The organism is Ferruginibacter sp. SUN106 (assembly GCF_050611765.1).
In the GTDB taxonomy this organism is placed as follows: Bacteria; Bacteroidota; Bacteroidia; order Chitinophagales; family Chitinophagaceae; genus Ferruginibacter.
The window spans coordinates 683,655-705,668 of the sequence record NZ_JBODJC010000004.1 but is presented as its reverse complement, the minus strand read 5'-3'; the positions used below and the strand labels follow the sequence as shown (position 1 = coordinate 705,668).

Below are 22,014 nucleotides of genomic sequence, written 5' to 3'. Positions count from 1 at the left end.
GTTGATGCTTTTTGCTACGTTTAAGCTATTTTATTTACCCTTTTGGGTTTCCGGGTTTGGGTGCTTCTGCTGGTTTTTTGCAACAAGCTGGTAATCTTTTATAGGCAAATTCCTCGGCTTCTATATCGTCTGCGTCAAAGCCAAGATTTGCAATTGCCGTTTTAATATACTCTTTATTCGTTCTGTCGGTAAGCCAGGAAACAGTGGCGGTCTTCCTTTTCAAATCCACTTTTATAGCCGTTACCCCCTCGCTTTTGCTGATAAAGAATTCGATCTGGTCTTTGCATTTATCGCAATTTTGAAGTGTTGGCAAACTTATAACAGCTTTATCTGAGGTTTTTATCTGGGCATTGCCCGCTAAAAAAAGGAAGGAAGTTGCAATTCCTAAAAATAGTTTTTTCATAAATGATGCTGATTTTGAAATAAAGTTATTAATTCCCCGACCAATTTGCCGGATCTGTACTCCAATTTAACAAGGTTTTTTGCTGATCGGCAGAAATTATTCCCTTTTCTATCGCCAGTTCAATCAGCGTAGGGTAATTGGTGAGCGACTGGTATGGTATTCCTGCAGTTTCAAAAGCTTTATCGGCAACATTAAACCCGTAAGTAAAGATGGAAACCATCCCGATTACTTCTACTTCAGCCGCTTTAAGTACATCGCATACCTGTAAACTGCTTTTCCCGGTAGAAATAAGGTCTTCAATAACCACCACTTTCAATCCCTTTTCCAAGTTTCCTTCAATCTGGTTGCCTAAACCATGCTCTTTTGGCTTTGGCCTTACATAAACGTAAGGCAGCTTTAACTGATCGGCAGCCATAGCACCCCAGGCAATACCCGCAGTTGCCACACCGGCTAAAATATCAGCATCAGGAAATTTTTCGAATATTACACTGCACATTTCGCTTTTAATAAAATCCCTGATGTAGGGAAAGGATAATACTTTGCGGTTATCGCAGTAAATCGGGCTTTTCCAGCCGCTGGCCCAGGTAAAAGGTTGTTGCGGACTTAATTTAATTGCATTAATTTGTAAGAGCTTTTCAGCAACGGCTTTTTCATTTGTCATGTTGCAAATTTGACGGTTGAAATTTAAAATTTGAAATATTATTATGCACATCAAAATATACTTTGGCGATAAACCGGTATTTCTCTGTGATGATATCAATACCGAATTGAATGAAATTCTCCATCACCCCGATGCCGTTTTTGTAGATGAGATCACTAATCCTGCTATTAAATCGTTATTACATGAAATAAAAAAAGAAGAATTTCATGCCGGCGTATTATGGAATAAAGACCTGGAGCAACTGAAAAAAGTATTCTTTAAAAACTTTACTTTGATAGAAGCCGCAGGCGGCATTGTGCAAAACACAAAGAAAGAATTGCTGTTTATTTACCGCCTGGATAAATGGGACCTGCCCAAAGGAAAAATAGAAAAAGGAGAAAAACCGGATGAAGCTGCGTTAAGAGAAGTGGAAGAAGAAACCGGTGTAACTAATTTAAAACTCAAAAAAAAGATCGGTGAAACCTACCATACCTACGCTGCATATGGAAAACATTTTTTAAAGATTACCCATTGGTATTATATGACCTGCCCGTCTGCACAAAAATTGGTACCACAAACAGAAGAAGACATTACTGCTTTAAAATGGGTGCCTACAAGGGAGATTAAAGAACCCATTGCCAATACCTATCCTTCTATAAAAGATATTTTGAAGTTTTTTTTTGATGAGCCGTAGTTCGAATTCGCCTGTGGCGAATTCGAACACGCCGCAGGTGGTGTTCTTACGGTTTTTTTAATATAGCAACCGTAAGCCTGCTGATGCACACCAGCTTTTCTCTTTCATCATGAATTTTTATATCCCATACATGCGTGGAAGCGCCTATGTGTAAAGGTATGCATGTCGCTGTAATATAACCATCTCTTACACCACGTACATGATTGGCATTTATTTCGAGGCCAACACAAATAAATTTATCCGGATCTATAACAAAATGAGATGCAACACTGCCAATGGTTTCTGCCAGTGCACAACTTGCACCGCCATGTAATAAACCATAAGGTTGTTTAGTGCGATCATCTACCGGCATTTTCATTTTAAGAAAATCATCGCCAACAGCCACCCACTCCATACCTAAATGTTCACCCATAGTTTTGGGACCCAGCGGTTGAATATCCGGTAGTGATAGTGATTTATTAAACCAGATAACCGCCATTATTTACTATTATTTTTTATAGAAAGATTTACCGGGGCTGGTAAAAATTGCGATACATCACCGCCATTGCGTAATACATCCCGTACCAATGTAGAAGCCACCGAAGTAAACTGCGGAAGACAGGTAAGAAAGATGGTTTCCACATGGCCATCCAGACTCCTGTTCATATCGGCAATAGCCTTTTCGTATTCAAAATCGTTCACGTAACGGATGCCTCTTAAAATAAAATTAGCACCAACACTTTTACAACAATCCACTGTTAATCCATCATACACCACTGCTTCTACTTTAGGATCGTCTTTATAAATTTCTCTCAGCCACTGTAATCTTTGTTCTTCGCTATACATGGGTGCTTTATTTACATTGCGGCCAATACCCACAATCAATTTATCAAACAATGGTAAAGCCCTGTCGATAATATCGATATGCCCTAAAGTTACAGGGTCAAAGGTTCCGGGAAACAAGCAAATACGAGGCATGATTGTAGATTTATGATTGTAGATTTCAGATTTATGATTTTTGGTGCCCGCAGTTCTTACAAATCTGCAATCCAAAATCTGAAATATTTATGATTTACTTCCTGAGAGCAGGTATAACACTGCCATACGCACAGCTACTCCATTTTCAACCTGCTGTAAAATGATGGATTGATTGCTATCAGCAACATCACTGTCAATTTCCACGCCCCTGTTAATAGGGCCGGGATGCATGATCACAATTTCTTTTTTCAGTCCGTCTAATAATTTTTTACTAACGCCATAAGCCAGGTTATATTCTCTTAAAGAAGAAAACAATACCTGGTTTTGCCTCTCCAGCTGAATGCGCAATACATTGGCCACATCGCACCATTCCAAAGCCTTCTTTAAATTATATTCTACTTTTACGCCCAATGCTTCGCTGATGTATTTGGGTATTAGTGTTGGCGGGCCTGCCACCATCACTTCGGCACCCATCTTTTTTAATAAATAAATATTGCTGAGTGCCACACGGGAGTGCATGATATCACCGATCAAGACAACTTTCTTTCCTTCCAGTGATCCTAATTTTTCCTGTATTGAAAAAGCATCCAGTAAAGCTTGTGTGGGATGTTCGTTGATACCGTCGCCTGCATTTACAATGGCAGCAGGGATATGTTTTGCCAGGAAATGCGGTGCTCCGCTTGCACTATGACGCATTACCACCATATCCACTTTCATGCTAAGGATATTATTTACAGTGTCCAGTAATGTTTCTCCCTTTGCGGCAGATGATCCTGACGCTGTAAAATTTATGGTATCGGCACTTAATCTCTTTTCGGCCAGTTCAAAAGATATCCTGGTACGGGTACTGTTCTCGTAAAATAAATTTACAATCGTTACATCCCGTAAGGAAGGCACTTTCTTTATTTGTCTTTGTAAAACCCCTTTAAATTCTGTGGCGGTAGATAAAATAATGGAAATATCCTGGGGAGTGAGATCTTTAATGCCTAATAAGTGTTTAGTAGATAGTTGCATTAAGCAGCGAAGTTAGTAGAAAAAATAACAGGGAACAAGAAAAACTGGGAGAGAAGCTTCAAGGGGAATAGTTACAAGGGAGAAGCATGATAATTTATAGTATAAAAGAAATTGTAACGGTATTTTAATATAAATTTTGCCCCTTGCAGCTTATTGTATAACGCACAAAAGATTGAAAAGATATTTGAAACTAAAGCTTGCCCCTTGCAGCTTTCTTTATAGCGTATAAAAGATTGAAAAGTTATTTAAAACTAAAACTTGTCCCTTGCAGCTACTTCCCTTGCAGCTTTCCTCTAATATAAAACCACTTCTTCCCTCTCCCACTCTACTTTTACTTTTTGTGAGATAACAGTATCGATGGCTTTGCCGCAATAATCCGGCTGGATGGGCAACTCCCGGTTAAACCTTCTATCTACCAATACACAAAGTTCTATTTTTTGCGGACGGCCGAAATCCTGCAAGGCATCTAATGCAGCCCTGATCGTTCTGCCTGTATATAAAACATCATCAATTAAAATTACTTTTTTGCCTTCGATAGAGAACGGAATATCTGTTTTATTAGCAACATGTAATTCATTCCTGATATCATCACGATAAAAAGTGATATCTAAAATGCCATAATGTACTTTTTCTGAAGGATACAACTTACGGATATTTTCTACCAGCAGGTTGCTCACTTTTACGCCTCTTGGCTGCAGTCCAATAAAAACCACATTGCTTAAATCGAGGTGATTTTCCAAAAGCTGATGCGCCAGCCTGGAGATGGTGAGATGTAATTGTTGTTTATCTAAGATGATTTTCAAAACAGGTCTTTTTTTGTTTATTATTGTGGCTTTTGCGGCGGATATTTTATTGCTGCGTTTTTTGGAAACACTAAAGTTACTGAAGTTAACTCAATTTTTTCCGCAATGTAATGAGAGTCATTTTGCTGATCAAAAACTTCTAAGGCAATGCCCGGCAATCCGAAAAAATCATATGGCCCAAAGCCTTTTCCTAATTCATCAGTGTGCCAAACCATTGAAGTATCATTATTGGCATTAACGGAATATGCTAATGTACAAATATGCCCCAGTATATTTTTGGTATTATTACTGAATACCCAGCTAAACTGCCTGGGCGAACTTTTAACAAGGAAATTATTATTTTTTGGCCATGCTACTTCATTAAACGCTTCTTTAGTCCGTGCATTAAATAGCAGTCCGTGATGTATTAGTTTATCACCTATAACCGGCTTTTTTTCAAACTTATCTTTTTTACTGCCATCCGGCAATATGTAGTAAAACGAAATAGAATCATTGTAAACTAACCTTGCACTCCATTTAAAATCAGTTACTCCATTCCTCTTTAAAGAATCGGCAAAGTATTTAACATGACTATAATTGATACGGTAAGTATTTTGAGCTTTTGTATTATTGCTACAATATAAAAAGCATACCAGCAATAAATATTTCATAGTTAAAAATCTTTTCTCTTTAAGTGGTAAGATATAGTTATTGTTTATTGCTGTAGTTTTTGATAGCCATACTTTTCTGCCGGCACTCTTTCAACGTTTTGCGGAAGCATAACTGTAAGTGAAGTCAATGCTATCTTTTCTGCAACGATCCGGAGATGGAAACGTTGATCTGAAGCCTCTAAAACTATACCAGGCAAACCCCAATAGTAAATAGGCCCAAAATCAGTTCCTATTCCCTCGGTATACCAAACCGTTGTAGTGTCTTTGTTTTTTTCAACAGTATATGCTTGTTTACAGGTATGCCCCAATATACTTTTGGATTGTTGTGTAAAAATCCAATTATGTTGCCTGGGGGAATCTACTAAAACGAAATAACTATTTTCAGGAAATGTTACTTCTTCTAACATTTCGTTCCTTTTTTTATCATACATCACCCCATGATGAATTAATTTATCTCCCAACACAGTAAGCTTCGCCAGTTTATCTTTTTTGTCCCGGGGCGGTATAAAATAAAAAAAAGAAAGGGAATCATTGTAAACTAACCTCGCCTTCGTTTTGAATTTATTACCATCCACTTCAGAAATAGTCTGGCGGTAATTTATGCTATAGGTATTTTGTGCTTTTACATTTTCACAAAATAAAAAGCACAGCAACAATAAATATTTCATAGCTACAAATCTATTTCTCCTGCAAAAACGGATAGCGATAATCTGTTGGCGGATTAAACGTTTCTTTGATTGTTCTGGCACTTAACCAACGGTATAAGTTTAAGATAGAACCTGCTTTATCATTAGTACCACTTGCTCTTGCTCCGCCAAAAGGTTGTTGCCCTACAACTGCTCCGGTTGGTTTATCATTAATGTAAAAATTACCTGCACTGTTGCGGAGTTTGTTAGTAGCTAATTCCACCGCATACCTGTCTTGCGCTATAACGGCACCGGTTAATGCATAAGGAGAAGTACTGTCTACTAATTTCAATGCATCTTCAAATTTATTTTCATCGTACACATATAAAGTGAGGACGGGGCCAAATAATTCTTCGCACATGGTTACGTATGCTGGATCTGTGGTTTCAATAACTGTTGGTTCAATAAAGTAACCTGCTGTTTTATCACACTTACCACCAACTAAAATTTTTGCTTTACTATCTCTTTTTCTTGCTCCTTTAATATAGCTTTCTAATTTATCAAAACTCTTTTCATCAATCACGGCATTCACAAAATTGGTAAAGTCTTCTACCGTCCCCATTTTCATGGTCTTGATCTCTGCTACTAATTTCTTCTTTACTTCCGCTGCAATATTAGATGGAATATAAGCTCTTGATGCAGCACTGCATTTTTGTCCCTGGTATTCGAATGCGCCACGGGCCAATGCGGCCACCACTACATCGGGATTAGCAGATTTATGTGCAATCACGAAATCCTTTCCACCGGTTTCACCTACAATTCTTGGATAAGATTTATACATGCTCATATTAGCACCAATCGTCTTCCACATAAAATTAAATACACCGGTGCTTCCTGTAAAGTGAATGCCTGCAAAATCAGGGTGATTAAAAATCACATCCCCTGCAACAGGCCCTTCAACAAAGACCAGGTTAATAACACCATCGGGTAAACCGGCTTCTTTTAAAATACGCATGAACATTTGTGCGCTGTATACCTGTGTATTGGCGCACTTCCATACCACCACATTACCGCACATAGCAGCAGATGTAGGCAGGTTACCGCCAATAGCAGTAAAATTAAAAGGGGTTAATGCAAATACAAATCCTTCCAGCGGACGGTATTCCATTCTATTATTCATACCAGCGCCACTGATGGGTTGCTGGCGATAGATATCACTTAAGAAATGAACATTGAAACGTAAGAAATCTATTAACTCACAGGCCGCATCAATCTCTGCCTGGAAAGCATTTTTACTTTGCCCCAACATAGTAGTGCCATTAATATAAGGACGATACTTTGTAGCCAACAGATCTGCTGCTTTTAAAAATATATTAGCACGGTTTTCCCAACTCATGTTGGCCCATTTATCTTTTGCCCTTAATGCTGCAGCAATGGCTTTTTTTACATGGCTGGCATCGCCTTCATTAAAATAACCCAATACATGTTTACGCTCATGCGGTGGATGCATGGCCACTTTTTTATTGGTACGCACTTCATCAGTACCAATGTACATGGGCACATCTATAGTTTCTTTTTTTAATTCTGCTAAAACTTCTTTTAATCTTTTTTTCTCTGCTGATCCGGGTGCATAAGAAAGTACTGGCTCGTTGGCCGGCATGGGGTAATAAAAATCTCCGTATTGCATAATTAGCTATTTAATATTTCTGATAAATCAATTTTAAATTCGTATTCAATTGCTGTAGGAAAACTAAGAATATCTTTATCTTCTAACTTAAGATACTCAATCTTCTCCTCTTGTGAAAAATTACCAATTGTATTTTTTAATCTCCTTATAGCATTATTTCGCTTTTTCAAAATTACATCTTCATTAAATCCCATATACTCAATAAATTCCTTTGCCTCTTTGTCTTCACCATCTTTTTCTACATATACGCCTTCCTTATATTCAATTTTCTCATAAAGCTTTGTAATATTTTGAAAGAATAGGTTTACAAAAAAACTTGCTCCATTATACTTTTTTGTACGATCAACTTTCATTTTACGTTGGTTTGCAAAACGAGAAACAACATAATAGTTATAATAATTATCCGCATTATTTTTTTTTGACGGATCAAAATGTTCAACTTCTGGACACAATGTACTTTCTATAAGATATTCTTCTGTATATGCACAAAACCCACATTGTTCTTTTAAAAGTAAATTCCTAAGATTTTGATTCGCCCTAGTGTTTCCCGATCTATATACCAGATTGTCTATGAATATTTGGGATTGATCTGTCTTGGTTAAAAATTTCATTATTCTGAAAAATTATACAGGTCTCCAATTTTATTAATTTCTGACGCAAGCTTAAATTTATCCTCTTTTGCACTTGCTTTTGCCAATTTGCCTTTTAATTCCACATACTTTTTTAACTGCTCTCTACCTTCAGGCCCCATTAAATCAGTTAATTCAAAATCATTAGTAAGTATATCATTAGGATCGTCACCTATAGGAGAAATTCCTCTGTGTACAGAAACAAAACCATCTTGATTCCAATCTAAAATGATTCTTTCATAAGGTTGAAATTGAGCCGCAATTATCGGATTATGAGTAGCAAAAAATAACTGAGTATTATTTTGACCACGTTTATCTACTAACACCTGATTATATGTCTCTACCAAATCAAAAAGAAAATCTGGAAACAAACTATTTTCCGGTTCATCAATCAATAAAAATCCTCTATTGATTTCTCTATTAAAATACAACGAGTAAATATGTCCTAGCCGAAAAATAAAATTTTTAATCCCCGTACTCAAATTATTATAAGGTATAATCTGCTTAGTTGAAAGTAATCGGATATATGCAATTAAATTATCTGTAAGCTGATATGGATTACTTGCTCCTTTCACATCAAATTCAAGACCTGCCTTATTCAAAATCTTATCCCACACTTTAGCAAGATGTTCAAGTATTTTTGGATTTTTGCTATCAAACTCTTTTATCAAAACATCTTTTGTCTTCTGTCTATTTTCTGGCAAATCCTCAAATTTATCCTTTTCTTCTTTTCTTCGTTGTAAATTATAGATCAATAATTTCCAAAAAACCTTTACTCGATCTGGGGACACTACTGAATAGAAAGGGAAGTCACTTGAAAGCTGTAATGCTTCATCTACGCTACTTTCTGGCACTCCATCTTTACCCATTAAATACATTAGTTCAGTTTCTGCTGGGCTATAAATCAATAAATCTTTGGCGTTATCTTGAAACAAAAATTCTTTAAGAAAATCAGTACTAAAAGTTGATTCTGTAAGTTTTTTATAATTATAAATATTATTGAAATCATTAGCTTTTTTCAATGAAAACAATTCTGAAATTAACTTAGCTTCTTCTTCTTTAGTGTAATCGCCAATATTTAGAATAAAACTATTTCTGTTGAAATGAAAAATAAGAAATCGAGTATTATGATGAAGCAATTTAAATATAATCTTTGCACCTTCAACTAAATTCGGAGTTCCATACTCTGGATTTAAAAAGCTTGTAGTGACACTTGTGAACAGCCAATTAATCATTCTCAACAACTTACTTTTCCCGGTTCCATTACTTCCAATAAAACAAATTTTATCCAATGGTTCCCCTGTTTCTGGATTAGTAAAATCAAGTTCTACATCCTGAAACTGTTCAAAATTCTTTATGTAAATTTTACAAATCTTCATTTTTTAAAGTTACAATAATACAACATAATTAAAGCTAAATTGAAATACAATTGTTGAACGGAGCGTCGCCAATGAAGCCCAATCAGGGAGATTATGTTCGTCCAAAAAAAAATTACGCACTCTGCTCCTCTTTTTCACTCATCAAATAAGCTTTAATAAATCCATCCAGTTCGCCATCCATTACAGGCCCCACATTACCTACTTCATAATCGGTACGGTGGTCTTTGATCATTTTGTAAGGATGAAAAACATAGCTGCGTATCTGGCTGCCCCATTCTATTTTTTTCTTTTTACTATTGGCGGCATCTTTTATTTCGTTGCGTCTTTGCAATTCCATTTCATACAAACGGCTTTTCAACATTTGCATGGCGAGCTCACGGTTACCCAGCTGGCTTCTATCCTGCTGACAAACCACCACAATACCGGTGGGAATATGCGTTAATTGTACTTTGGTTTCTACTTTATTTACGTTTTGTCCGCCTGCCCCACCACTTCTGCTGGTTTCCATTTTTACATCTGCAGGATTGATTTCGATATTGATGGTATCGTCTACCAGGGGATATACATTTACTGATACAAAAGAGGTATGTCTCCTGGCATTACTATCAAATGGAGAAATACGTACCAAACGATGCACACCGCTTTCTGATTTTAAAAAGCCATATGCAAACGGGCCTTCAAATTTATAGGTACAGGTTTTAATACCGGCGCCATCGCCCCATTGCCAGTCCATTTCGGTAACCGACCAGCCCTGCTTTTCTCCATACATTCTAAACATACGGGCCAGCATTTCTGCCCAGTCCTGGCTTTCCGTTCCACCTGCACCACTGTTTATCTGTAACATGGCAGGTAGTTCATCTTCCGGCTCGTTAAGCGTACTTTTAAATTCCGCTTCTTCAATCTTAGCTACAGCATTATCAAAAGCCTCTTTGGTTTCCTCTTCGGTTGCATCACCGGCTTTCCAGAATTCAAATAACACAGCAAAATCTTCTACAGCAGTATTTACTGTATAAAAAAGATTGATCCAGTATTCGTTTACTTTAGTTTCTTTTAAAATGGCCGTAGCACGGGCATTGTCGTCCCAAAAACCGGGAGAAAGGGAAAGTTGTTTGTCGTTTGCGGTTTTAGCTTCTCTGTTATCTACGTCAAAGAAATCTCTTCAAAACCGTTGTGCGATCTCTCAGAGCCTTTATTTGTTCAATTGTCATGGTGCAAAAGTAAGAAATTTATAGGTTTAGAAGTTTAGCGGTTAGATGTTTAGAAAAAAGAAATCCCGTAAACAAAACAGGGTTTGTTTACGGGACATGGTAAAAAACTTTACTTATTTAAATTCTGCTACTACAGTAATTTTAGGATCGGTAGAAACTTTGCCTGCGCCAATTGCCGCACCGTTTACACCATAATCTGCCAATGCAATAACAAAGTTAGAAGTGGTAGTAACAGTTTTACCGCTAACCACTACAGATGCAGTTGTGCTAACTGGTTTTGTTACGCCATGTATGGTAAGGTCTCCTGTAACAGTTGCACTGTAAGTACCATCTGTAGTAAATTTCACATCAGCAACATTAGTGATCTTGCCTTTAAAAGTTGCTTTCGGGAATTTGTCTGAATCCATCCACATCGGGCTGTTAAAATGCTCCTGCATTTTTGGGTTGCTGAAAGAAAAACTTTTTACAACAGATTCAAAAGCTACGGCTCCACTTTTGGTATCCAGGCTTGCTACCACAGTTTTATTATCGCCTTTTGGTAATGCATCCAATTTAGTTGTTGCATCAAAGCTGATGGTAGCTGAAGTAGTTGTTTTTTTCTTTTGTGCAATAGTTGTACCCAGTACGCTTACAAGTGCTAAGAAGAGAATTGATTTTTTCATTTGTTTGTTTGATTTTATTTGTTTTAAAAGTTTATTTATTAATGGCACAGCGTTTAAAAGTCACAAATTCTGTTGACAATATATCGCTGTAGGTACCACCGCTGCAGGAACCTTTAATAGAAACACTATCACCTTCTTTTAATTGCTTAGCTTCTGCAAGATGTTGCTGCTGAAATGCAAAAATGATATATGCCGAAGTAGCTGTATCAATCATTTTAATGTTGATAGTAGTATCTGCGGCTTCGGTTTCTGTAACTCTTCCATTAACAGTAATTATTTTTTCCGCATATTTTATGTTAGCAAGGCTGTCGCTTTTCTGAAACTCCTGCAACAGATCCATTGCGTTTACTGTAAAAGCGGCTTCACGTTTTGTAGTATCTGTAAATTTTTCTGTAAAAATAAGCCATGCGGCTATTCCTCCTGCTATTAACAAGACAATACCCCCAATTAAAATTCTTTTTATCCACGGACTCCTTTTACGTTTCGGCTCACTCATAAGTCTACTGTTTTTGTATAATAATAGCAAATATACAATGTTTAAACATCATTTATTCAACCGGACTGCAAATTTTTCAACATTTTAACGGCTGCTTGTTAATACTGTAACCCTCCTATCCTGTAACTGTTGCCTACCTTACTGGTTTACATTAGTTTTAGTTTACAAGAATTAAACCAAAGTTGCTGTAATTATTTTTTGAAGGGTTTACTTTATTGTTAAAAAACAGAACTTGCAATATAAAATTTATTATGGAGCCAGGAGTTAAACGGTACTTTGTTCTGCATAAACCTTTTAAAATGGTGTCGCAATTTATCAGCACCCATAAAGTAGGGTTATTAGGTGATCTTGATTTTAGTTTTCCTGTGGGCACACATGCTATTGGCAGACTGGATAATGATTCCGAAGGGTTACTGTTATTGACTACCAACAAAAAAGTAACCCGTTTATTATTTTTAAGCGATACTCCACATAAAAGAACATACTTAGTACAGATCAACAATGCTATAAGTGAGCAAAACCTGCAACGGCTGCAAACAGGCGTGACTTTTAAAATAAAAACCGGTATAGAGTATACCACAGCACCATGTGAGGTGAAGATTGTAGACAATCCTGAGGCCTATTGCATAATGGCAGAAAGACTAACTGCCTATATGCCATACACATGGCTTTTAATTACCATTACAGAAGGAAAGTTTCACCAGGTAAGAAAAATGATCGGCGCCATCCGTCACAAGGTTAAAAGGCTGATAAGAATAAGCATAGAAGATCTCACACTTGACAACCTGGAACCGGGAAAGGTAAGAGAGATGGGGGAAACAGAATTTTTCCGGCAATTGAAGATTGACAATTATGAAGTCAGCTAAACAAACTGACAACTTGTTAATTTTTTGCACATTTTCATTGGTTCTGTCTTTTTTTTGGTAAATGGCACCGAAATTGCAACCATATCAGTCCCTAGGTAGTCTAAAATCTTACACATGAAGTTGCAATTTTTCAAAAACGTACAGTTCACTAAATTAATCAAGGCCGAAGGCCGGTTAAGAGAGTTTAATTTCAGAAATCACTTTAGCCCTCTGCAAAAAGATATTTGTTCGGTAAACGTTACCGACGACAGGGGTAATCGTATTATTTTTGAAATGCAGAAACAAGATACCGGCTGGAAGATTGCACAAACCCAGTTGCCGGTATGGATACTGGAAAATGAAACCAATTTTCAAAAACTAATTGAAGAAGAATTAAGTACAAATACTAATTAAGAACAACAGGCACAATAAAAAACTGGTTCAGCATTTATACTGAACCAGTTTTGTTTTATAAAGACCTTTACCTTTTCTTATTTAAAGATTTTTCCGAAGAAATCTTTCATATCGTTCCATGATGTTGAATCTGCAGCAGCATTATATGCAATAGGAATTTTAAATTTTTGTCCCCATTCAGTTGCCGCCGGATTGGAGAAAGCATGTGTGGCACCTGCATATTGCTTAAATGTGTAATCAGCCCCGATAGAATCCATTTGCTTTTTAAATGTGGCCACTTCTTCAGGTTTTACAAACTGGTCATCTGCACCATGACAAACCAATATTTTTGCTTTGAGTAAATTTTTATCTGCTGGCACACCAACCAAATTACCATGAAAACTAACTACTCCATTCAGCTGCTCTCCCAATCTTGCCATATTTAAAACCATGGCACCACCAAAGCAATAACCAATAGCTGCAATTTTTGTAGTATCTGCCTGGGCATAGGTTTTTATTTTTGCTAAAGCTGCATCAAACCTGCTTTTTGCCAATGCAGGATTCTGGTAAAAAGGCGTTGCCAGTTTTCCGGCCTCGGCAGGATCGTTGCCCATTTTACCATCTCCATACATATCTACGGCAATGGCCAGGTAACCTAATCCGGCCAATTGTTTTGCACGGCTTTTTACATAATCATTCAATCCCCACCATTCATGTATAATTAAAACAACGGGGCGTTTAACTGTGGATGCAGAATCGTAAGCAACAAAGCCGGTGAGCTTTGCACTATCTGTACCGTAACTCACATCTTCTGCTTTTATAACCGGTGTTTTTGTCATTTCTTTTTCGGGTGTTGAACTGTTGTTATTGCAGGCAGATAAAAATAACGTGGCTGCACAAATAATAGAAGTAATATATCTCATTGTATTTAGTTTGATGATAAAACGAAAAGCGAGGAATAAAGTTCACCAAAAAAATGAGAATTGAAAAGAATTATTTGAAGATGCAGGAATATTGTAACAGAAACAACCGGCCTACTTTTCTGAAGGCTTAATTCTTACTGGTTCTAAAATGATGGTCTGCACAAAAAGTATCCGCTCTTCCTCAATTGCATCATCAGAATTCATGATCTTCTTTTTAGAAAATGCAGGGTCGGTACAATTCATGCAACCCAGTATAACACTTTCTCTTTTAAAATCCAGTTTGCCGGTGCTATCAGTAGCAATCATGCCTGTATTAGATGAATTGCCACCATTGAAATTAAATGCGGCATCATTTAGTTTTCTTAGTTGATATAAACTCATTCCCGGCCTGATACCACTTTTAAGGCGCCACAGGTTTTCCGGTATATTATTTTCGTATTGCAAATTACTTTCTGCCATTAATTGGCCGCCAATATAAATTTTAGAAAGATTGCAGTTGTTCGCCTGGTCGTCCCATAAAAAAACTACCTGTCGGTTAGTGTTCGGAAATAATACGGAACACTTACCTACTTTCTGATCAGAGAGATAGTAAATATCTTTTTTTACATTCTGTTCTCCAAAATAAAAACGCAGGTATTCATGTGAATTAAAAACAGAAAGGTCTTCTGCAAATGAAATTTCCTTTGGCTTGGGTAACTCCTGCTTCCTTACGGTAAAAGAATATTCCGTTAACGTATCAATTGTTTTTGATGAGATGTTTACCGTGACATCATTATGCTGATATAATAAAAACGGAGCAGTTAATGAATCTTTTTCCCGGTTACAAAAGAATCCTTCCTTTTTAATATCGGCTTTTATTTTTTGAAACTCATCGGTAGAAGTGGTTCTGTAAAGAAGGCAAAAATCTTCTTTAGTACTAAAACTGGTTACTGTTCTTTGTACAGGTATGGTATCTTTAGCCGTGGGCTTATAATCAAAGTCTCTTGCAATGGTATCTGTTTTATAAGATGTACCTACAAAAGCAAATCCTTTTTTAGAAATATAATTGTCGAATTTTTGCTTGGGGACATATGATAGCTCAGAAAGATTTAAAGCAGCCATTTGTGCAATAGCAAAGCGCCCCGGTAACACTAAACAAAAAAATAGTAGCAGTCTTTTCAAAATAAAAACTTTTAAGGTTTTGGGTGCAGTTTTATAGCCTACGCTGTAACCTGACTAACAATACTGTGTTTTTTTGGGAAGCAATCTTCAGTGGGGGGTACAAAAATTTGCTGGTGGTAGCTAAAATTTCTGCAACGAAAATAGGCTTTTCCGGCAAAATAAAAACATATTTATTTAAAACCCTATAAAGGGAACACTAATACCGGTACGAAGCTGTTAATATTGAAGATAAATCTCTGTTGCACCGTACCCATACAAGGGATTGTATTGGTTTACAAAAGATTTTACTTCTTTCTTTAACCGAAGGCTTTCATGTATCTCATCCTTTAATTTACCGGTGCCTACGCCATGGATGATCGTAAGCATTGGCTGACGGTGTGCTACGGCCAGGTCGTAATATTTTTCAAAGGTTTTTAATTGCTGCGTAAGTATTTCAAAATTGCTGAGGTGTTTCCAGCTGTCAGTTAATTTTTCTATATGCAGATCCACAACCGTACGTGCAGATTCTAAATTTTCTCTTACTTTAGAAACATCATACACCCTGTAGCCGGCATTGCCTAACATACTCAGGTCTACTTTTTCTTCATCCACTTTATTGGGATAGGTATCGAATAAAAGATAGCCAAAAGTGGGTTCATTCTTCAACTGAATTTCTTCTATCTTTTTAAATATCTGTTTGCCTTTTAATTTTAATGATACTTCATAATAAGGCGCTTTTCTTTTATCAGGCTCTTTTAACCCAAATTCAAAATCAAAGCGTGGGCTATCACTCAATTCTTCAAAATCCACATCATGCAAATAAAAATCTGCCAGCGGCTCTACGGTATTTTTTAATTGAAAAACACTATCGCCTCCGATCATTAAATTATAGGTGAAAGTATAGGCCGTTTCAGTATGATTGAGCAGATGAATTTTAAATTTCTCCACCACATCATCGTCAAATACATCTTTACTGAATACGGGAAGAAAAGACAGCACTATGCCATCGCCTTCTTTTGTTCTTACAGTAGCTTTTTCTTTACGCACCTGGTCGATGAACACCTTCTTTTTTTCAGGGGCTTTCTTTTGCGTAAACATTTTAAAGTAAGGAAAATCAATCTGGTCGGTATAGGCAGGGAACCTTACACCTCTCACTTCTATCATCACCATTTTTTCATTCATTATCTCTACCACTTTACCGTCTTCATTGGTGAGCAGCACGGTAATGGCATCTCCTACTTCGTATTTCATAGTGCAAAAATACGGAAGCTTTTGGCTTCCGTATTTAATTTAAAAAATGTTATTTATAATACTGTCAGAATATTTGTTTTCGCTACTTTCCCAATGCCTCTCTTTCAGCAACATTTTTTGGAGACAACCTGCTATTATTATAACTGTACAGGAAGTAGATCACTAATCCAATTACCAGCCAGGCTAAAAACCGTATCCATACCAAATGTGTTTCCTGGGCCATCAGGTAAAAACAACTGATCAATCCCAGCACAGGGATCAAAGAAAAATCTTTGATAAAAGTATATACCGTTACAATAAGTGTGACGATCCAGAAAAGTATCATCGGCGAAGTTTCGAGCGTAGCTATGCTTTTAAAATAACCCGGTACGTTGTATATAATGAGCACAAGAGCAGCTATAAACATTGCCGGCACAATAAATTTTCCGCTCACATATGGCACCCTGAATTTTGATGCAGGCTTGTTGGGCATTTTATCTAACACTAGTATCCCTCCACACACTAATACAAAAGCAAATAAGGTACCAATACTTGTAAGTGAAAGCACAGTTGATAGATTCAAAAACAATGCAGGTACCGCCACCAGTATACCTGTTAAAATAGTGGAGAAAGAAGGTGTTTTAAATTTAGGATGCAGCTTAGAAAATATTTTTGGCAACAAGCCGTCCCTGCTCATACTCATCCATATACGTGGCTGTCCCATTTGAAAAACCAGCAGCACGCTGGCTGTAGCTATTATGGCACTTACTGCAACGATACCCGCTATCCAATGCAATCCCCTTTGTTCAAATACCAATGCTAACGGATCACCAACATTTAATTGTTTATAAGATACCATGCCAGTAAGCACCAGTGCCAATAAAACATAGAGTATGGTACAAATAATTAAAGAATAGATCATTGAACGGGGCAGATCTTTTTGTGGATTTTTACATTCTTCTGCCGTGGTGGAAATAGCATCAAAGCCAATATAAGCAAAGAACACAGCCGACACCCCTTTTAATATACCACTAAAACCATTAGGTGTAAAGGGCGTCCAGTTTTGAGGATGCACATAATAAGCACCCAGTACAATCACTAAAAATATAACACACAATTTTATGATCACCATAATATTACTCATAGCCCTGCTTTCTTTAATACCCACAAAAACCACTGCAGTTATTAATGTAACAATACAAAATGCAGGTAAATCCATGATCAGGTGCAAACCGCCCAGTACAGGTGCATGCGTCCACGCATCATAGCGTGAAAGCAGGTTGGCATTGTCCGGGTTGTGCGCTAATGATTGTAAAGTTTCACCTTTTGTAAGCAGATCGGTTACTTCAGTAAAACCGCTGTGAGCTGTTACATAATCCATACTCAGCCAGTTGGCCACATGCATACCGGCTTTATCCATCAGGTTGGTAAAGTAATCGCTCCAGCTGATAGCTACCGCAATATTACCAATAGCATATTCCATTAAAAGATCCCAGCCAATGATCCATGCAAAAATTTCACCAAAGGCTACATAAGAATACGTATACGCACTACCGGAAACCGGTACCGTGCTAGCAAACTCTGCATAGCACAAGGCAGCAAAGCCGCAGGCTATAGCAGTAAACACATACAGGTAAACAACTCCTGGTCCTCCATCGTAACTGGCTTTACCAATACTACTAAAAACACCGGCTCCAATAACAGCGGCCACACCAAAAAAAGTAAGGTCACGTACACCTAACACTTTTTTTAAGGATACATGATCACCATCACCAAAACCCGATTCTGCATCTTTTAAAATAGTGGAGATTGATTTCTTCCTGAATAAAGAAGTGGACATAAGAGTGTAGTTTAGTTTCTTTGTTTAACAATCCAAAATAATTAATAATATTGAGACTGAAAATAAAATTTAAAAATGGCTATTATAGAATGGTATAGTGAGGATATTGGGGATCCAAATTTATACGACCTGGATAAATCCTATTTATGCGGAACGATATATCATTTATCATACAATAATGAAACAGGGTATGTTTTTTACAGGCATGGAAATTTCAGAAATTATAATACGGTGATTGCAATAGGCAAATTTGCGGACTCGGAAATTAATTTAACAAAGGAAGGTAGTCATCAAAAACCTCAATTTAATATTTACAATAATAAATCTGCCGAAAGTATCGGTCATTTTGGAGAAGGAAGTAAATTTAAATCGATACACTACAACATGCATGCTAAGCATAAAACGATATTCAATAAAAATGATGGTATTGATTTAAAATTTGAGGTTTACAGATTATACAGCAATATACTTTTGACTATTAATATAAACCGCACCAAAAAGAAATGGTACACGAGCGAATATTCGTCAGCAATAAAAGGCTGGATTGAAATTAAAGATGAACCGGATTGGGAATTTATTTTATGGAGTTTTTTTTGTTTACATCACCATATAGAATCCGAAAGAGAAAGCAGGCAATCAACATAATAATCCTCAACTCTCCCTCACCATCAAATATTGCGCAAGCTCCATCAAAGGTTTTTTTCTTGCCGAAAGCACGGCAGTATCTTCTAAATGTTGTAAAGCTGTCTGAAAATAATTTTCCTGTAATTGTTTAGCCCATTCATCCACTTTACATTTTTTAAAAATGGCTAATACTTTCTCCACTTTATCAGCAGGGTTATCAATCATCAATTGTAATAAAGCAGCTTTATCTTCGGCGGTAGCTACTTCCAACGCATGTATCAGTAAAAAAGTTTTTTTGTTGGCCAGGATGTCACCGCCGATCTGTTTACCAAATTTATCAGGATCACCAAAAGCATCTAAATAATCATCCTGCACCTGGAAGGCAATACCCAGATTTTTTCCAAACTCGTACAAATGTTTTTGATTGCCTTCTCCTGAACCACCGAGTATAGCACCAAGTTGCAGACTAGCAGCCACCAGTACAGAAGTTTTCAACGTGATCATCTTTACATATTCCTCAAAACTTACGGTATCTCTTTTTTCAAAATCCATGTCTAGTTGCTGTCCCTCACAAACCTGGGCAGCAGTTATGTTGAAGAGCTGTAATACTTTCTGCAGATTGAATGGTTGAATCTTATTTAAATTCTCATACGCTTTTACAAACATTACATCACCTGCAAGCAAAGCTGTTGATTCGCCGTATTTCATATGCACTGTTTGCATACCACGGCGCACCGGCGCTTTGTCCATGATGTCATCATGTATCAAACTAAAATTATGAAAGAGTTCTATTGCAGTTGCTGCATGATAAGCATCAGCAGTAATTTCATCAAACAATTCATTAGCCAGTAACACACAAACCGGACGTATTCTTTTACCACCGATGCCTAAAATATATTGTGCAGGATCATATAAAGTTTCGGTATGACCGGGAAAATGCCTGACATTAAATTTTTCTTCAAATAGCTTTGAGAGTTCTAAAAAACTATGCATGTACTACTTCTTCTTTTTGGTTGTTGATTTTCCTTTTGCAGGTGCTTTTGCAGTTTCTTTAGCTACTGTTTTTGTTGCTTTGCTAACTGTTGGCACCCAATGATAATCCAACTGGCGCTTACCTAAATTGGCAGCCACCACTTTTATCATTACCTTATCTCCCATCCTGAATTTACGTTTCGTTCTCAAACCCACCAATGCATAATCAGCTTCGTCTAACCTGAAATCATCATGCTCACTCAGGTCTCTTACTGTAACCATACCCTCGCATTTATGCAGAACAGTTTCTACAAAAAATCCAAAAGAAGCCACACCACTAATGATGCCTTCAAAATCTTCACCTAAGTATTGTTGCATAAATTCCACCTGCTTGTATTTATTGCCTGCTCTTTCTGTTTCCATCGCCTTGCGTTCTCTTTCGCTGCAATGTTTACATTTCTCTTCCATCTTCTTATCCAGCTTCAGGTTCTTATCCAGGCATTCCTGTAAAATTCTATGCACCATCACATCCGGGTAGCGGCGTATGGGTGAAGTAAAATGACAGTAATGTTCAAAGCCCAAACCATAATGGCCGATATTTTCAGAAGTGTACACAGCTTTTGCCATAGTGCGGATACCTAATTGCTCCAAAACATGTTGTTCAGGTTTACCGTTTACATCTTTAAGCATTTTATTAAATGATGCCGCAACGGCAGCTTCATCATGCATATCAAAAGAGTAACCAAATTTTTTGGCGAATGCTACAAATGGTTTTAATTTTTCATCATCCGGCGTATCGTGTATGCGGTAAGGAAACGGTACCGGCTGTTTATTGATCTTTATTTTTGCAATATACTCCGCCACTGTTCTGTTGGCCAGCAACATAAATTCTTCAATTAATTTATGAGCGTCTTTACTTTCTTTCACCACAATGCCAATAGGTTTTCCTTTTTCATCCAGTTGAAAACGCACTTCCTGCGAAGAGAAATTGATAGCGCCTTTCCGGAATCTTTCCCTGCGGAATTTTTGTGCCAGGTCGTTCAGCAACATGATGGGCTTATAATGCAGACCATCTTTTTTCTCAATGATCTCCTGCACTTCTTCATAACTAAAACGGTGATTACTGTGAATAACCGTTCTGCCGATCCAGCTATGTTTTATTTCCGCCCTGTTATTGATCTGGAAAATAGCAGAGAAAGTATATTTGTCCTCATGCGGACGCAATGAACACAATTCATTGGAGATCCTTTCGGGTAACATCGGATTTACCCTGTCTGGCAAATACACACTGGTAGCTCTTTCGTAAGCAATCTTATCCAGCAAAGAGCCAGGCTTTACAAAATGGCTCACGTCAGCAATGTGTACACCAATTTCATAATTGCCATTATCTAAATTTCTTATCGAGATAGCATCATCAAAATCTTTTGCGTCCACCGGGTCAATAGTGAAAGTTAAAATATCCCTGCAATCTTTTCTTTTTACTAATTCTATACGGGTAATGTTTTCAGAAAGCTCCATCGCTTCTTTCATCACGGCGTCATCAAATCCAATAGGAAAGCCAGCGTCGATCAGTAATTCTTTCATGGCAAAATCATTCATGTCTTCTGCCTTAATGACTGTTACCACTTCACCTTCAGGTTTTTTATCATCTTTATTCCATTTGGTTAATTTAACCACTACCCTGTCGCCTTCAACAGCACCATTTAATTTTTCTATCGGGATAAAAAAATCAGGCATTGGCTTTTCAGTATCAGCAGTAAAAAAAGCAAACGCTTTACTCACTTGCAAATTACCAATGAATTCTGTTTGTTTTCTCTCCACTACTTCGGTGATCTTTCCTTCAATGCGTTTGCCGGGCATAGTGTGTTTAGCAATCTGTACTTTTACCGTATCGCCATGAAAAGCACGGTTAAAATCATTCGGCCTTACCAATACATCTTTATCCATTCCTTCTACTGCCACAAAGCCAATACCGCTTCGTGAAATATCCAGCGCTCCCTTTACCACTTTTACCTGCGATGAACTTCTGGATGATTTTTCTGTTTTACTCATAATTATTTTTCTTTTTCCTGGTCTTTTTTTTGGATACCAGCTTTATATTTTCATGGCATCATCGTTGCATCGCAATCCTTTCAACGGCATACCATTGGGGAACTTTTATCGAAGCGTAGATTTGCCGTAATTCTTTTTGTGTTTCTG

Annotated in this window: 24 protein-coding genes; 4 read left to right on the top strand and 20 right to left on the bottom strand. The window is 37.2% G+C overall.

Going from position 1 to position 22,014, the window contains the following annotated elements; all coding sequences use genetic code 11:
• Nucleotides 1-34 precede the first annotated feature (34 nt).
• Together ACQ334_RS19195 and pyrE are read right to left on the bottom strand one after the other, a co-directional pair.
• Nucleotides 35-403: a heavy-metal-associated domain-containing protein gene (locus tag ACQ334_RS19195; RefSeq protein WP_430989878.1), complete on the bottom strand. Its 369-nt coding sequence runs from the start codon at nucleotides 401-403 to the stop codon at nucleotides 35-37.
• A gap of 28 nt (nucleotides 404-431) precedes the next feature.
• Nucleotides 432-1,064 (bottom strand): orotate phosphoribosyltransferase, encoded by a 633-nt coding sequence (gene pyrE, locus ACQ334_RS19190; RefSeq protein WP_430989877.1) that lies wholly within the window; start codon nucleotides 1,062-1,064, stop codon nucleotides 432-434.
• A 43-nt stretch (nucleotides 1,065-1,107) separates the two neighbouring features.
• Here pyrE and ACQ334_RS19185 point away from each other — a divergent pair, with 43 nt between their 5' ends.
• A complete protein-coding gene (locus ACQ334_RS19185; protein WP_430989876.1) occupies nucleotides 1,108-1,737 on the top strand; it encodes an NUDIX hydrolase in 630 nt (209 codons plus the stop codon).
• A gap of 46 nt (nucleotides 1,738-1,783) precedes the next feature.
• Here the strand turns inward: ACQ334_RS19185 and ACQ334_RS19180 are convergent, their stop codons facing one another.
• From ACQ334_RS19180 to ACQ334_RS19125, 12 genes are all read right to left on the bottom strand, one after another.
• Nucleotides 1,784-2,215: a hotdog fold thioesterase gene (locus tag ACQ334_RS19180; protein ID WP_430989875.1), complete on the bottom strand. Its 432-nt coding sequence runs from the start codon at nucleotides 2,213-2,215 to the stop codon at nucleotides 1,784-1,786.
• On the bottom strand, nucleotides 2,215-2,694 hold the full coding sequence (coaD, locus tag ACQ334_RS19175) for a pantetheine-phosphate adenylyltransferase (protein ID WP_430989874.1): 480 nt from the start codon (nucleotides 2,692-2,694) through the stop codon (nucleotides 2,215-2,217). Before coaD ends, ACQ334_RS19180 begins: the two co-directional genes overlap by 1 nt.
• Nucleotides 2,695-2,781: 87 nt before the next feature.
• On the bottom strand, nucleotides 2,782-3,708 hold the full coding sequence (locus tag ACQ334_RS19170) for an aspartate carbamoyltransferase catalytic subunit (protein ID WP_430989873.1): 927 nt from the start codon (nucleotides 3,706-3,708) through the stop codon (nucleotides 2,782-2,784).
• Between the two features lie 293 nt (nucleotides 3,709-4,001).
• Entirely contained in the window at nucleotides 4,002-4,511 is a 510-nt protein-coding gene (gene pyrR / locus ACQ334_RS19165) for a bifunctional pyr operon transcriptional regulator/uracil phosphoribosyltransferase PyrR (RefSeq protein WP_430989872.1), read from the bottom strand.
• Between the two features lie 20 nt (nucleotides 4,512-4,531).
• A complete protein-coding gene (locus tag ACQ334_RS19160) occupies nucleotides 4,532-5,161 on the bottom strand; it encodes a GLPGLI family protein (protein WP_430989871.1) in 630 nt (209 codons plus the stop codon).
• A 44-nt stretch (nucleotides 5,162-5,205) separates the two neighbouring features.
• The gene (locus ACQ334_RS19155) at nucleotides 5,206-5,829 is read right to left on the bottom strand and encodes a GLPGLI family protein (RefSeq protein ID WP_430989870.1); all 624 of its coding nucleotides are present in this window, start codon (nucleotides 5,827-5,829) and stop codon (nucleotides 5,206-5,208) included.
• A gap of 10 nt (nucleotides 5,830-5,839) precedes the next feature.
• A complete protein-coding gene (gene pruA, locus ACQ334_RS19150; RefSeq protein WP_430989869.1) occupies nucleotides 5,840-7,474 on the bottom strand; it encodes an L-glutamate gamma-semialdehyde dehydrogenase in 1,635 nt (544 codons plus the stop codon).
• Between the two features lie 2 nt (nucleotides 7,475-7,476).
• Nucleotides 7,477-8,085, bottom strand: a complete 609-nt coding sequence (locus tag ACQ334_RS19145; RefSeq protein ID WP_430989868.1) for a hypothetical protein — start codon at nucleotides 8,083-8,085, stop codon at nucleotides 7,477-7,479.
• Nucleotides 8,085-9,482: an AAA family ATPase gene (locus ACQ334_RS19140; RefSeq protein WP_430989867.1), complete on the bottom strand. Its 1,398-nt coding sequence runs from the start codon at nucleotides 9,480-9,482 to the stop codon at nucleotides 8,085-8,087. Before ACQ334_RS19140 ends, ACQ334_RS19145 begins: the two co-directional genes overlap by 1 nt.
• Nucleotides 9,483-9,594: 112 nt before the next feature.
• A protein-coding gene (gene prfB, locus ACQ334_RS19135; protein WP_430989866.1) for a peptide chain release factor 2 occupies nucleotides 9,595-10,690 on the bottom strand; the annotation gives its coding sequence in 2 pieces (ribosomal slippage) (nucleotides 9,595-10,629 and nucleotides 10,631-10,690; 1,095 coding nt in all).
• A gap of 113 nt (nucleotides 10,691-10,803) precedes the next feature.
• Nucleotides 10,804-11,352, bottom strand: coding sequence for a YceI family protein (locus ACQ334_RS19130; RefSeq protein WP_430989865.1), 549 nt, complete (start codon nucleotides 11,350-11,352; stop codon nucleotides 10,804-10,806).
• 31 nt (nucleotides 11,353-11,383) lie between these two features.
• Entirely contained in the window at nucleotides 11,384-11,848 is a 465-nt protein-coding gene (locus ACQ334_RS19125) for an OB-fold protein (protein ID WP_430989864.1), read from the bottom strand.
• A 251-nt stretch (nucleotides 11,849-12,099) separates the two neighbouring features.
• Here ACQ334_RS19125 and ACQ334_RS19120 point away from each other — a divergent pair, with 251 nt between their 5' ends.
• Both ACQ334_RS19120 and ACQ334_RS19115 read left to right on the top strand, forming a co-directional pair.
• Nucleotides 12,100-12,714 carry a pseudouridine synthase gene (locus tag ACQ334_RS19120; protein ID WP_430989863.1) on the top strand — a complete coding sequence of 205 codons (615 nt, stop codon included), beginning with the start codon at nucleotides 12,100-12,102 and terminating at the stop codon, nucleotides 12,712-12,714.
• Between the two features lie 114 nt (nucleotides 12,715-12,828).
• A complete protein-coding gene (locus ACQ334_RS19115) occupies nucleotides 12,829-13,107 on the top strand; it encodes a hypothetical protein (protein WP_430989862.1) in 279 nt (92 codons plus the stop codon).
• A 77-nt stretch (nucleotides 13,108-13,184) separates the two neighbouring features.
• On the opposite strand, the gene ACQ334_RS19110 is transcribed toward ACQ334_RS19115, so the two are convergent.
• The 4 genes from ACQ334_RS19110 to ACQ334_RS19095 all read right to left on the bottom strand — a co-directional run bounded on the left by ACQ334_RS19110 (nucleotide 13,185) and on the right by ACQ334_RS19095 (nucleotide 18,219).
• On the bottom strand, nucleotides 13,185-14,009 hold the full coding sequence (locus ACQ334_RS19110; RefSeq protein WP_430989861.1) for a dienelactone hydrolase family protein: 825 nt from the start codon (nucleotides 14,007-14,009) through the stop codon (nucleotides 13,185-13,187).
• A 111-nt stretch (nucleotides 14,010-14,120) separates the two neighbouring features.
• Nucleotides 14,121-15,170: a hypothetical protein gene (locus tag ACQ334_RS19105; protein WP_430989860.1), complete on the bottom strand. Its 1,050-nt coding sequence runs from the start codon at nucleotides 15,168-15,170 to the stop codon at nucleotides 14,121-14,123.
• A gap of 216 nt (nucleotides 15,171-15,386) precedes the next feature.
• Nucleotides 15,387-16,400, bottom strand: a complete 1,014-nt coding sequence (locus ACQ334_RS19100; protein ID WP_430989859.1) for a Smr/MutS family protein — start codon at nucleotides 16,398-16,400, stop codon at nucleotides 15,387-15,389.
• A gap of 82 nt (nucleotides 16,401-16,482) precedes the next feature.
• Entirely contained in the window at nucleotides 16,483-18,219 is a 1,737-nt protein-coding gene (locus tag ACQ334_RS19095) for an amino acid permease (protein WP_430989858.1), read from the bottom strand.
• 75 nt (nucleotides 18,220-18,294) lie between these two features.
• On the opposite strand from ACQ334_RS19095, the gene ACQ334_RS19090 reads away from it, so the two are divergent.
• The gene (locus tag ACQ334_RS19090; RefSeq protein ID WP_430989857.1) at nucleotides 18,295-18,864 is read left to right on the top strand and encodes a hypothetical protein; all 570 of its coding nucleotides are present in this window, start codon (nucleotides 18,295-18,297) and stop codon (nucleotides 18,862-18,864) included.
• Between the two features lie 6 nt (nucleotides 18,865-18,870).
• Here the strand turns inward: ACQ334_RS19090 and ACQ334_RS19085 are convergent, their stop codons facing one another.
• Both ACQ334_RS19085 and rnr read right to left on the bottom strand, forming a co-directional pair.
• Nucleotides 18,871-19,836, bottom strand: a complete 966-nt coding sequence (locus ACQ334_RS19085; RefSeq protein ID WP_430989856.1) for a polyprenyl synthetase family protein — start codon at nucleotides 19,834-19,836, stop codon at nucleotides 18,871-18,873.
• 3 nt (nucleotides 19,837-19,839) lie between these two features.
• Nucleotides 19,840-21,867: a ribonuclease R gene (rnr, locus tag ACQ334_RS19080; protein WP_430989855.1), complete on the bottom strand. Its 2,028-nt coding sequence runs from the start codon at nucleotides 21,865-21,867 to the stop codon at nucleotides 19,840-19,842.
• Nucleotides 21,868-22,014 lie beyond the last annotated feature (147 nt).